Genomic DNA, 12,145 nt, shown 5'->3' on the forward strand with positions numbered 1-12,145 from the left:
GTCTGTGGTGCTCGTTGGCGTGGGCCGCGACCATCGTGATGTTCTGCTACGTCACCGTGCACAACATCAGGCACCGAGTGATCAAGGTCCCCGAGAGGCTGCGCAGTGGTCTGCTGGAGTTCCACTGGATGCCGCCGGTGCTGTGGATCGGGATCATCGGCATGCTGATCCTGACCCGCTGGTGGGACTTCTGGACCGGCTGAGCGGGGCGGGGGAGCCGAGGAGCGTTGTCAGTGCGCTGACATAGGCTTCACAGCGTGGAGCCCGACCTCTTTACCGCAGCTGCCGAAGAACGCCAGGAGAAGGATCCGTCCAGCAGTCCGCTGGCCGTCCGGATGCGTCCGCGTGTTCTCGACGAAGTCGTCGGCCAGCAGCATCTGCTCAAGCCCGGATCGCCGCTGCGCCGCCTCGTCGGCGAGGGCGGCGGAGGTCCCGCGGGACCCGCGTCCGTCATCCTCTGGGGCCCGCCCGGCACCGGGAAGACGACGCTCGCCTATGTCGTCTCCAAGGCGACCAACAAGCGCTTCGTCGAGCTGTCTGCGATCACCGCGGGCGTCAAGGAGGTCAGGGCCGTCATCGACGGGGCCCGACGCGCGGCCGGCGGCTTCGGCAAGGAGACCGTCCTCTTCCTCGACGAGATCCACCGCTTCTCCAAGGCCCAGCAGGACTCCCTCCTGCCGGCCGTGGAGAACCGCTGGGTGACGCTGATCGCGGCCACCACCGAGAACCCCTACTTCTCGGTGATCTCACCCCTGCTCTCCCGCTCGCTGCTGCTGACGCTGGAGTCACTGACCGACGAGGACCTCACGGGACTGCTGCGCCGGGCGCTCACCGAGGAGCGCGGCCTCGGCGGGGCGGTCACCCTGCCCGCCGACTCCGAGGCGCATCTGCTCCGTATCGCGGGCGGTGACGCCCGACGGGCCCTGACCGCTCTGGAGGCCGCCGCGGGCGCCACCCTCGACAAGGGCGAGAAGGAGATCTCGCTCGAGACGGTCGAGGAGACGGTCGACCGGGCGGCGGTGAAGTACGACCGTGACGGCGACCAGCACTACGACGTGGCCAGCGCGCTCATCAAGTCCATCCGCGGTTCCGACGTCGACGCGGCCCTGCACTATCTGGCGCGGATGATCGAGGCGGGGGAGGACCCGCGCTTCATCGCGCGGCGGTTGATGATCTCGGCGAGCGAGGACATCGGCCTGGCGGACCCGACGGCCCTGCCGACCGCGGTCGCCGCGGCGCAGGCCGTGGCCATGATCGGTTTCCCGGAGGCGGCGCTCACCCTCAGCCATGTCACGATCGCGCTGGCGCTGGCCCCGAAGTCGAACACCGCCACGACGGCGATCGGTGCCGCGCTCGCCGATGTCCGGGCCGGTCTCGCCGGTCCTGTCCCGCCGCATCTGCGGGACGGTCACTACAAGGGAGCGGCCAAGCTCGGCCACGCCCAGGGGTATGTCTATCCGCACGATGTGCCCGGCGGGATCGCGGCCCAGCAGTATGCCCCGGACGCGGTGCACGGCAAGCGGTACTACGAGCCGACGCGTTACGGCGCCGAGGCGCGGTATGCGGACGTCGTGGAGAAGGTCCGCGAGCGGCTGCGCGGTGGCACCGCCGGCGACTGACCGCCTGCCGCGCGCCGTGCAGTCAGGGCGCGGCGGCCTCGAAGAGCGTGTGCATCGCACGGCGCAGCTCGGTGACGTCGCGGACGGGCTCGGGGAAGTCGAACCGCGCGTCGAAGCAGCGCTCGCCGACGAACCGCACCCGCAGCCCGAAGCGGTCCAGAGCCAGCGGCACCGCCCGCTGTCCGTCCCCGTCCATCCCCTCGGCCCGGTCGCCGAGCAGTCCGCACAGACCCTGCACCTGATCACCGTGGACGGAGTGCAGATGCTGGAGCAGCTCGATCTCGTACGACACCAGCGGGTCGACGGCGGCCCGGGCGAAGTCCTCCGGCTCGACGCTCGACACACCCCACAGATCGTCCACGCGCAGCTCGCCGATCTCCAGCCGCAGCATCATGGCGCCGGGTTCGGCGAGGCCGGGGACGCAGGTCAGCCACCCGGTGACCCATGCGCGCCCGCGGATACGATGGGGGACCGAGATCGGCGCGACGTCCGTGATCTCCAGCACGGCGGACAGCTCGTCGTCCTGTGCGTGGGTCGCGGCCCGTACGGCCGGTGAGTCCGCGGGAAAGAGCAGGAAGACCTCACCGTCGGTGCCCACCACGCGTGCCTGCGGGGTCAGCTGCTCCGGCCGGGTGACGTCCACACCGGGAATGAGCAGTACCGCGGAGCATGTACTCTGTACGAGAGTTCGTGTGCGCTCGGCTGCTGACGGCATCCGAGTGATTTCAAGCCCGCTGGGACGCGGCTGACCATGAGCTGATCGGACCTCCGTCGCCTCGACGCTCTGAGCAGCGTCGGCTTCTTTCGTGCTGTCCGTGATGCGCTTGGTGTTCCCAGGGCGAGACATGCGATCTCCTTGAGTAAGGTGAGCCTAACCTAACCTACAACGGAGGTCTGGAGAACGTGCCTAACCAGTCGCGTCCCAAGGTCAAGAAGTCTCGCGCGCTCGGTATCGCGCTGACGCCGAAGGCTGTCAAGTACTTCGAAGCCCGCCCCTACCCGCCGGGCGAGCACGGCCGTGGGCGCAAGCAGAACTCGGACTACAAGGTCCGTCTGCTCGAGAAGCAGCGTCTGCGCGCCCAGTACGACATCAGTGAGCGCCAGATGGCCCGCGCCTACGACCGCGCGCGCAAGGCCGAGGGCAAGACCGGCGAGGCGCTGGTCATCGAGCTCGAGCGTCGCCTCGACGCCCTCGTGCTGCGGTCGGGCATCGCCCGGACCATCTACCAGGCCCGCCAGATGGTCGTCCACGGCCACATCGAGGTCAACGGTGGCAAGGTCGACAAGCCGTCCTTCCGTGTCCGTCCCGACGACGTTGTGATGGTCCGCGAGCGCTCCCGCGAGAAGAACCTGTTCCAGGTCGCTCGTGAGGGTGGCTTCGCCGCCGACGGTGAGACCCCGCGCTACCTGCAGGTCAACCTGAAGGCCCTGGCGTTCCGCCTGGACCGTGACCCGCAGCGCAAGGAAGTTCCGGTCATCTGCGACGAGCAGCTGGTCGTCGAGTACTACGCCCGCTGATTCAGGGGCCCTCCCGGCGACCGCCGGGAGAGTGACTCACCACGCTTCAGCCCGCCGCTTCCCCGCCCTTTCCGGTGGGGGAGCCGGCGGGCTCTCGCGTTTCCACGGACGTCGCCGTACGGACCGGACGCGGCCTGCCCGGTCTGGCCGCCGACGGGCCTTCCGGTGTGGCGAGGGCCCGGCGCACCGCCGCGTCAAGCGACAGCCCCCGGCCCTCCCGCGCGCAGGAGGCGTACCGCTCCGCCCCCAGCACCTGGCCGGCCTGCTGCTCGCACAGCGCCCGGGGCCCGCTGAAGTGGCCGGAGCCGAAGAGCGGCATCCCGACCGCACCCCACACCGGCGACGCGGCGCCCTGGAGCACCGCGGCCTCCGCCGGGTCCCCCTCGCCTGCCGTCACCAGCGCCAGCAGCTCGATCGCGAGCACCAGGCCCACCAGATCGTTGAACCGGTGGTCGATGACGACGGCGTTCCGGAGCAGGGTCCGCGCCCGGACGTGGTCGCCGCCCGTCCACGCCGCGTAGGCCAGGACGTACAGCGCATAGGCGCGCGTCCACAACTCGCCGCGTTCCTCGCAGATCTCCCGGACCTCCTCGCACAGCCGGACCGCCTCCTCCAGACGGTTCTGGAAGACGAGCGCCATGGCCAGCTCGACCTGGCCCATCAGGACATTGCTGTTGAGTTCGCCGAGGTTCCGGTAGGCCGCGAGGGCCGAGCGGAGCAGCTCCTCGGCGCGCGGCATGTCGTCGGACAGCAGGGCCAGGCACCCCATGCGGTGGACGGCGTACGCCGCGGCCGTCGGGTTGCCGGTGCGGGCCGCCTCCTCGCGGCACTCGTGCAGCGCACCGGCGGCCGCCGGGCTGTCGCCCTGGAGGATCGCCACATAGCCGAGCACCCACAGGGCCTTGAGCCGCGCCTCCTCGTGGTCCCCGGCCTGCGCGAGGGCCCGGTCCAGCCAGTGCCGCCCCTCCGCGAGCCGGCCGCAGCCGGCCCAGTAGAACCACAGCGTGCCTGCCAGATGGTGGCCCAGATGCGTGTCCTCCGCGGACTCCAGGCACAGTTCCAGCGCGGCCCGCAGATTGGGCAGCGCGCTGTCGGTGCAGTCCGCCACCTCCGCCTGCCGCGGACTGAACCACTCCAGCTCGCACCACGTGGCCAGCCCCACGTACCAGTCCCGGTGCCGCCTGCGCATCCGCGGGGAGTCGCCGAGGGCCTCCAGCCACTCGGCTCCGTACGCGCGGACGGTGTCGAGCATGCGGTAGCGCACCCCCGCAGGCGTCTCCTCACGGAAGACCACGGACTGCGCGAGCAGCCCGGAGAGCACGTCCAGCACCTGTTCGGCAGGGAGATCGTGGCCGCTGCAGACGTACTCCACGGCCTCCAGATCGAACTGGCCGGCGAACACGGACAGCCGCGCCCACAGCAGTCGCTCCTCGGGAGTGCACAGCTCATGGCTCCAGCCGACCGCCGTACGCAGCGTCTGATGGCGCGGCAGCGCACCCCGGCTGCCGCCGGTCAGCAGCAGGAAGCGGTCGTCCAGCCGCCGGAGCAGCTGGTCGAGGGAGAGGGCGGAGAGCCGGCCCGCCGCCAGTTCCAGCGCGAGGGGGATCCCGTCGAGACGGCGGCACAGCTCCCGTACCGCGCCCCTGTTCCCGTCGGACAGCCCGAAGTGCGGCAGCACCGCCGCCGCGCGGTCCGCGAAGAGCCGCACCGCGTCGTTCTCCGTCATGGGTGCCAGCGGGAAGACGACCTCGCCCGACAGCCGCAGCGAACGGCGGCTCACCGCCAGGACCTGAAGGCCGGGCGCGTGCCGCAGCAGATCCGATACGAGCTCGGCGCCGTCGTCGACGAACTGCTCGAACCCGTCCAGCACCAGAAGCAGCCGGCGTTCCGCGAGGTGGGCCAGGAGGACCTCGCGGGGCGGTCTGCGGGTGTGATCGGTGATGCCGAGGGCGGCGACCAGCGCATGGGCGAGCAGCCCGGGGTCGGACAGCGTGGACAGCTCGCACAGCCACACCCCGTCGCGATGGCTGCCCTGCTCCCACAGCCCGGCCGCGACGCGGATCGCCAGCGGCGACTTCCCCACGCCGCCCGTCCCGGCGACGGTGACCAGCCGGGCGCCGCTGTCGATCAACCGGGCGAGCGCGGCCTGTTCGCCGGCCCGGCCCACGAACGGGGTCAGTTCCGCCGGGAGACGGCCCCGCGGCGGGGAGTGATCGTCGGGCGAAGGGCCATTGCGAGAGGTGCGCCGCATAGGACACGGAGCGTACCGGCGTATAAGCACTCCGTACAATCTGCTTGCACAACTCCCTCGGCCCGCCTGGTAATGCGGTACGGGGTGCGACCCTGGGCGCGATAGGGTCGGAGGACGTTTTCCGACGTGTTTCAGCGACTAGCAGAGAGCGGTGCAGCGTGACCGGTGGAGAGGTTGCCGGGATCCTGGTGGCCGTCTTCTGGGCGATCCTGGTCTCCTTCCTCGCCGTGGTCCTGGTGAGGTTGGCCCAGACGCTCAAGGCGACCACCCGGCTCGTGGCGGACGTGACCGAGCAGGCAGTGCCGCTTCTGTCCGACGCCTCCGCGACGGTCCGCTCCGCGCAGACGCAGTTGGACCGGGTCGACGCGATCGCGACCGACGTCCAGGAAGTCACCTCCAACGCCTCCGCGCTCTCCACCACCGTCGCGTCCACCTTCGGCGGCCCGCTGGTCAAGGTTGCCGCCTTCGGCTACGGCGTGCGCCGGGCGATGAGCCGCAAGGGCGACGGGGAGGCACCCGAGCCGTCCCGCCGGTCGGTGATCGTCGGCCGTACCGTGCCGGCTGCCCGGCGAAAGAAGCAGAGGGGCTGACGCACCATGTTCCGCCGCACGTTCTGGTTCACCGCCGGCGCCGCAGCCGGCGTCTGGGCCACCACCAAGGTCAACCGCAAGCTCAGGCAGCTGACACCCGAGAGCCTCGCCGCGCAGGCCGCGAACAAGGCGATCGACGCGGGCCACAAGCTCAAGGACTTCGCGCTCGACGTCCGGGCCGCAATGGTGCAGCGCGAGAGCGAACTGGGTGAGGCGCTCGGCCTCGGGACCCCGCCAGGCGGCCCCGAACTGCCCGCGCAGCGCCGCCTCGCCGCCGTCGAGCCGCCGCGGAACCCGTTGGGCAAGCACGACAAGCACCCCTACACATCGCACAACCGGAATGAGGACCACTGATGGAGTCGGCTGAAATCCGCCGCCGCTGGCTGCGCTTCTTCGAGGAGCGCGGACACCTCGTCGTGCCTTCGGCGTCGCTCATCGCGGACGACCCGACTCTGCTGCTGGTCCCCGCGGGCATGGTTCCCTTCAAGCCGTACTTCCTCGGCGAGGTCAAGCCGCCCGCCCAGCGCGTCACCAGTGTGCAGAAGTGCGTGCGTACGCCGGACATCGAAGAGGTCGGCAAGACCACCCGGCACGGCACCTTCTTCCAGATGTGCGGCAACTTCTCCTTCGGGGACTACTTCAAGGAAGGCGCCATCAGGTTCGCCTGGGAGCTGCTCACCAACTCCCTGGAGGACGGCGGTTACGGCCTGGAGGCCGACCGCCTGTGGATCACGGTCTACGAGGAGGACGACGAGGCCGAGCAGATCTGGCGCGACGTGATCGGCGTGCCGGCCGAGCGCATCCAGCGTCTGGGCAAGGGCCCCAACTTCTGGTCGATGGGCGTCCCCGGACCCTGCGGCCCGTGCTCGGAGATCAACTACGACCGCGGCCCCGAGTTCGGCGAAGAGGGCGGCCCGGCCGTCAACGACGAGCGCTACGTGGAGATCTGGAACCTGGTCTTCATGCAGTACCTGCGCGGCCCGGGCGAGGGCAAGGAAGACTTCCCGATCCTCGGCGAGCTGCCGACGAAGAACATCGACACCGGTCTCGGTCTCGAGCGCCTCGCCATGATCCTGCAGGGCGTGCAGAACATGTACGAGACCGACACCCTGCGGGTCGTCATGGACAGGGCCACCGAGCTCACCGGGGTGCGCTACGGCGCCGACCACGGCTCGGACGTCTCGCTGCGCGTGGTCGCCGACCACATCCGTACGTCCGTGATGCTCATCGGGGACGGTGTCACCCCGGGCAACGAGGGCCGCGGCTACGTCCTGCGCCGCATCATGCGCCGGGCCATCCGCAACATGCGTCTCCTCGGTGCCACCGGCCCGGTCGTGGCCGAGCTCGCCGACACCGTGATCACGAAGATGGGCGAGCAGTACCCGGAACTCATCACCGACCGGCAGCGCATCGAGACCGTGGCCCTCGCCGAGGAGGCCGCCTTCCTCAAGACGCTGAAGGCCGGCACCAACATCCTCGACACCGCCATCACCGACGCCAAGTCCGCCGGTGGCAAGGTGCTCGCCGGCGACAAGGCCTTCCTGCTCCACGACACCTGGGGCTTCCCCATCGACCTCACCCTGGAGATGGCCGCCGAACAGGGCCTGTCCGTGGACGAGGACGGCTTCCGCCGCCTGATGAAGGAGCAGCGGGACAAGGCCAAGGCCGACGCCCGGTCCAAGAAGACCGGCCACGCCGACCTGTCCGCCTACCGCGAGGTCGCCGACAACTCGGGCTCCACCGAGTTCACCGGCTACGGTTCCACCGAGGGCGAGTCGACCGTCGTCGGCCTGCTCGTCGACGGTGTGCCCTCGCCCGCGGCCTCCGAGGGCGACGAGGTCGAGGTCGTGCTGGACCGGACCCCCTTCTACGCCGAGGGCGGCGGCCAGCTCGCCGACCAGGGCCGCATCAGGCTCGACTCCGGCGCCGTGATCCAGGTACGCGACGTCCAGCAGCCGGTTCCCGGTGTCTCCGTGCACAAGGGGTCGGTCCAGGTCGGCGAGGTGACGCTGGGCGCCACCGCCTATGCCGCCATCGACGTCACCCGGCGCCGGGCCATCGCCCGCGCCCACAGCGCCACGCACCTCACGCACCAGGCGCTGCGCGACGCTCTCGGCCCGACGGCCGCCCAGGCCGGTTCGGAGAACTCGCCGGGCCGCTTCCGGTTCGACTTCGGCTCTCCCGCCGCCGTCCCCGGCACGGTCCTCACCGACGTCGAGCAGAAGATCAACGAGGTCCTCGCCCGGGAACTCGACGTGCAGGCCGAGGTCATGAGCATCGACGAGGCCAAGAAGCAGGGTGCCATCGCCGAGTTCGGCGAGAAGTACGGCGAGCGCGTGCGCGTTGTCACCATCGGCGACTTCTCCAAGGAGCTGTGCGGCGGCACCCATGTGCACAACACCGCCCAGCTGGGTCTGGTGAAACTGCTCGGCGAATCCTCGATCGGCTCCGGTGTACGCCGTATCGAAGCCCTCGTCGGTGTCGACGCCTACAACTTCCTCGCCAAGGAGCACACGGTCGTCGCCCAGCTCCAGGAGCTGGTCAAGGGCCGTTCCGAGGAGCTGCCGGAGAAGGTCGCCGCCATGCTCGGCAAGCTGAAGGACGCCGAGAAGGAGATCGAGAAGTTCCGCGCGGAGAAGGTCCTCCAGGCCGCCGCCGGGCTCGTCGACAGCGCCAAGGACGTACGCGGCGTGGCCCTTGTGACCGGTCAGGTGCCCGACGGCACCTCCGCGGACGACCTGCGCAGGCTGGTCCTCGACGTCCGGGGCCGCATCCCGGGCGACCGTCCCGCCGTCGTCGCTCTGTTCACCACGGCGAACGGCCGGCCGCTCACCGTCATCGCCACCAACGAGGCCGCCCGCGAGCGCGGTCTCAAGGCCGGAGACCTCGTGCGCACCGCCGCCAAGACGCTGGGCGGCGGAGGCGGCGGCAAGCCGGACGTCGCGCAGGGCGGCGGGCAGAACCCGGCCGCCGTCGGCGATGCCGTGGCCGCTGTCGAGCGCCTGGTCGCCGAGACCGCGTGATGCGCCGGGGACGCCGTCTCGCGATCGACGTCGGGGATGCCCGTATCGGGGTCGCCTCGTGCGACCCCGACGGGGTCCTCGCGACGCCGGTGGAGACCGTGCCGGGACGGGACGTCCCGGCCGCCCACCGGCGGCTGCGGCAGCTCGTCGAGGAGTACGAACCGATCGAGGTCGTCGTGGGCCTGCCCCGCTCGCTCAGCGGCGGGGAGGGGCCCGCAGCGGCCAAGATCCGGGTCTTCGCGCAGGAGCTCGCTCGCGGGATCGCACCGCTTCCGGTGCGACTTGTGGACGAGAGGATGACCACAGTGACGGCCAGTCAGGGACTCCGCGCTTCGGGCGTGAAGTCCAAAAAGGGCCGCTCTGTCATCGACCAGGCTGCCGCTGTGGTGATTCTTCAGAACGCTCTGGAGTCCGAACGGGCGTCGGGAACGGCTCCCGGCGAGTCCGTCGAAGTGGTTGTCTGATCGCGATACGGTAACGTTCCGCGCGACGCGGCGGTGTTCGAACAGCTGTCGCTCAGCAAAGAGGCGGGACGCGTCAAAGCCTGCCTCGCGGCCCTAGGGGATCGATGACTGATTATGGCCGGGGCCCCGGCTCCGAACCGTGGCATCCCGATGACCCTTTGTACGGCGACGCGGGATGGGAAGGGCAGCAGGCGGCGGCCGGCCAGGCCGCCTACGGCCAGCAGCCGCACCAGCAGTACGCGCAGCAGCCGCAGCCGCAGCAGCACTACGGACCCCAGGACCCGTACCAGCAGCAGCAGTACGCCCAGCAGCAGTACCAGCAGCAGGGCTACGACCAGCAGGGCTACGACCAGCAGGCGTACGCGCAGCAGCAGCAGTACGCCCAGCAGAACCAGCACCAGCAGGAGCACCCGCAGCACCAGCAGCAGCACCCGCAGCAGCACGACGGCAGCTGGGACACGGGTCAGCACGCGGCCATGCCCTACCCGGGCGACCCCGCAGACACCTACGGCGGCCCGCCTCCCGGCTACAACAGCCGCCAGGAGGCCGACTACTACGCGACCCCCGAGGCCTACCCGCCGCCGCAGCCCCCGGGCCGGCGGCAGGCCGAGCCGGAGCCCGCGCCCACCGAGTGGGAGACGGAGGCGGCGAAGGAGGGCGAGGAGACCCACCCCTTCTTCACCGGTGACGACGGCCGTGACGACGACGGGGCCTACGACGACGACCCGCGCGAGACGCGGCGCGGCAGCGGCAACGAGCGCCGCGGGAAGACCAAGAAGAAGAGCCGCAACGGTTGTGCGTGCCTGGTCGTCTCGCTCGTCCTCGTGGGCGGACTCGGCGGCGTCAGCTACTTCGGCTACCAGTTCTGGCAGGGCCAGTTCGGCGCCGCGGAGGACTACTCGGGCGAGGGCACCGGCTCCGTCGAGGTGGAGATCCCCAAGGGCGCCGGCGGGTACGAGATCGGCAGGATCCTCAAGGACAGCGGTGTCATCAAGAGCGTGGACGCGTTCGTGTCCGCGCAGGAGAAGAACCCCGACGGCAAGACCATCCAGGACGGCAACTACGTCCTGAAAAAGGAGATGTCGGCGGCCAGCGTCGTCGAACTGATGCTCAGCCCGGGCAGCCGCAACAACCTGATCATCGCCGAGGGCCGGCGCAGCGTCCTGGTCTACGCCGAGATCGACCAGCGGCTGGATCTCCCTGCGGGCACCACGAAGGCGGTCGCGAGGAAAGAGGCGAAGAACCTCGGGCTGCCCGAGTGGGCGCTCAACCGCCCCAAGGTCAAGGACCCGCTGGAAGGATTCCTCTTCCCGGCCAGCTACTCGGCGGCCAAGGGCAACAAGCCCGAGGCCGTGCTCCGCAAGATGGTGGCCCGCGCCAACGCGGAGTACGAGAAGGCCGGTCTGGAGGACAAGGCGAAGAGCCTCGGGCTCGAGGGCCCGTGGGAGCTGCTGACGCTCGCCAGCCTGGTGCAGGTCGAGGGCAAGACGGACGACGACTTCCGCAAGATGTCCGAGGTCGTCTACAACCGCCTGAAGCCGACCAACACCGAGACCAACCAGGAACTGCAGTTCGACTCGGCCTTCAACTACCTCAAGGGCGAGAGCAATATCGACATCTCCGAGCAGGAGATCAACACCAACCCGGACCCCTACAACACGTACACCAACAAGGGGCTCACGCCGGGACCCATCAGCAACCCCGGCAACGCGGCGATCGCGGCGGCGCTGAATCCGACGAAGGACGGCTGGATGTACTTCGTCGCGACCGACGGCAAGGACAAGACGGAATTCGCCAAGACCCACGACGAGTTCCTGAAGCTCAAGGAAAAGTTCGATGCCCGCAACGACTGAGGCACGGCGTGCGGCGGTCCTCGGATCGCCCATCGCCCACTCGCTCTCCCCGGTGCTGCACCGTGCCGCGTACGCGGAGCTGGGCCTCACCCACTGGACGTACGACCGGTTCGAGGTGGACGAGGACGCGCTGCCGGACTTCGTGAAGGGGCTCGACAGCTCCTGGGCAGGCCTGTCGCTGACCATGCCGCTCAAGCGGGCGATCATCCCCTTGCTGGACGGCATGAGCGACACCGCCGCCTCCGTGGAGGCCGTCAACACGGTCGTCCTGACCGAGGACGGCCGGCGGCTCGGCGACAACACCGACATTCCCGGCATGATCGCCGCCCTGCGTGAGCGCGGCGTCGGCACGGTCGACTCCGCGGCCGTGCTGGGCGCCGGAGCGACGGCCTCTTCCGCCCTCGCCGCCCTCGCGCGTATCTGCACCGGACCCGTCACCGCGTACGTACGCAGCGCGGGCCGGGCGGCCGAGATGCGCGGCTGGGGCGAGCGGCTCGGGGTGGACGTCCGCATCGCCGACTGGGCGGAGGCCGACGCGGCACTCCGGGCGCCGCTCGTCGTCGCCACCACCCCGGCCGGCGCCACCGACGACCTCGTGGCGGAAGTGCCCGACCGGCCCGGCACCCTCTTCGACGTGCTCTACGAGCCGTGGCCGACCGCCCTGGCCGCCGGATGGTCGGCACGGGGCGGCGCGGTCGTCGGCGGCCTCGACCTCCTGGTGCACCAGGCGGTCCTCCAGGTCGAGCGGATGACGGGCCGCGCACCGGCTCCCCTCGCCGTGATGCGGGCCGCGGGCGAGCGGGCGCTGGAAGCCCGCTAGAAGCCGC

At 70.4% G+C, this 12,145-nt stretch carries 10 protein-coding genes and 1 pseudogene; 9 read left to right on the forward strand and 2 right to left on the reverse strand.

Translation table 11 applies throughout. The features are described 5' to 3' along the window. Positions 1-203, forward strand: a pseudogene (locus ABTX78_RS25655) (vitamin K epoxide reductase family protein); the annotation flags it as partial. A 54-nt stretch (positions 204-257) separates the two neighbouring features. Continuing rightward, entirely contained in the window at positions 258-1,619 is a 1,362-nt protein-coding gene (locus tag ABTX78_RS25660) for a replication-associated recombination protein A (RefSeq protein WP_352209152.1), read from the forward strand. Between the two features lie 22 nt (positions 1,620-1,641). On the opposite strand, the gene ABTX78_RS25665 is transcribed toward ABTX78_RS25660, so the two are convergent. After that, positions 1,642-2,334 carry a DUF2470 domain-containing protein gene (locus ABTX78_RS25665; RefSeq protein ID WP_352209153.1) on the reverse strand — a complete coding sequence of 231 codons (693 nt, stop codon included), beginning with the start codon at positions 2,332-2,334 and terminating at the stop codon, positions 1,642-1,644. 188 nt (positions 2,335-2,522) lie between these two features. Here ABTX78_RS25665 and rpsD point away from each other — a divergent pair, with 188 nt between their 5' ends. Then, on the forward strand, positions 2,523-3,137 hold the full coding sequence (gene rpsD / locus ABTX78_RS25670) for a 30S ribosomal protein S4 (protein WP_352209154.1): 615 nt from the start codon (positions 2,523-2,525) through the stop codon (positions 3,135-3,137). Positions 3,138-3,183: 46 nt separating this feature from the next. Here rpsD and ABTX78_RS25675 read toward each other — a convergent pair whose 3' ends face one another. Then, on the reverse strand, positions 3,184-5,388 hold the full coding sequence (locus ABTX78_RS25675; RefSeq protein WP_352209155.1) for an ATP-binding protein: 2,205 nt from the start codon (positions 5,386-5,388) through the stop codon (positions 3,184-3,186). Between the two features lie 158 nt (positions 5,389-5,546). Here ABTX78_RS25675 and ABTX78_RS25680 point away from each other — a divergent pair, with 158 nt between their 5' ends. The 6 genes from ABTX78_RS25680 to ABTX78_RS25705 all read left to right on the forward strand — a co-directional run bounded on the left by ABTX78_RS25680 (position 5,547) and on the right by ABTX78_RS25705 (position 12,138). Then, complete coding sequence (locus tag ABTX78_RS25680) at positions 5,547-5,978, forward strand: DUF948 domain-containing protein (protein ID WP_313947465.1); 432 nt, start codon at positions 5,547-5,549, stop codon at positions 5,976-5,978. 6 nt (positions 5,979-5,984) lie between these two features. After that, on the forward strand, positions 5,985-6,332 hold the full coding sequence (locus ABTX78_RS25685) for a DUF6167 family protein (RefSeq protein ID WP_352209156.1): 348 nt from the start codon (positions 5,985-5,987) through the stop codon (positions 6,330-6,332). After that, positions 6,332-9,001 (forward strand): alanine--tRNA ligase, encoded by a 2,670-nt coding sequence (gene alaS, locus ABTX78_RS25690; RefSeq protein ID WP_352209157.1) that lies wholly within the window; start codon positions 6,332-6,334, stop codon positions 8,999-9,001. The genes ABTX78_RS25685 and alaS overlap by 1 nt, the downstream gene beginning before the upstream one ends. Further along, a complete protein-coding gene (ruvX, locus tag ABTX78_RS25695; RefSeq protein ID WP_352209158.1) occupies positions 9,001-9,465 on the forward strand; it encodes a Holliday junction resolvase RuvX in 465 nt (154 codons plus the stop codon). The genes alaS and ruvX overlap by 1 nt, the downstream gene beginning before the upstream one ends. A gap of 104 nt (positions 9,466-9,569) precedes the next feature. Then, positions 9,570-11,318, forward strand: a complete 1,749-nt coding sequence (gene mltG / locus ABTX78_RS25700; protein ID WP_352209159.1) for an endolytic transglycosylase MltG — start codon at positions 9,570-9,572, stop codon at positions 11,316-11,318. Next, positions 11,302-12,138: a shikimate dehydrogenase gene (locus ABTX78_RS25705; RefSeq protein WP_352209160.1), complete on the forward strand. Its 837-nt coding sequence runs from the start codon at positions 11,302-11,304 to the stop codon at positions 12,136-12,138. The genes mltG and ABTX78_RS25705 overlap by 17 nt, the downstream gene beginning before the upstream one ends. Positions 12,139-12,145: the final 7 nt, after the last annotated feature.

This window comes from Streptomyces sp. NPDC096193 (assembly GCF_040302905.1).
Lineage (GTDB): Bacteria > Actinomycetota > Actinomycetes > Streptomycetales > Streptomycetaceae > Streptomyces.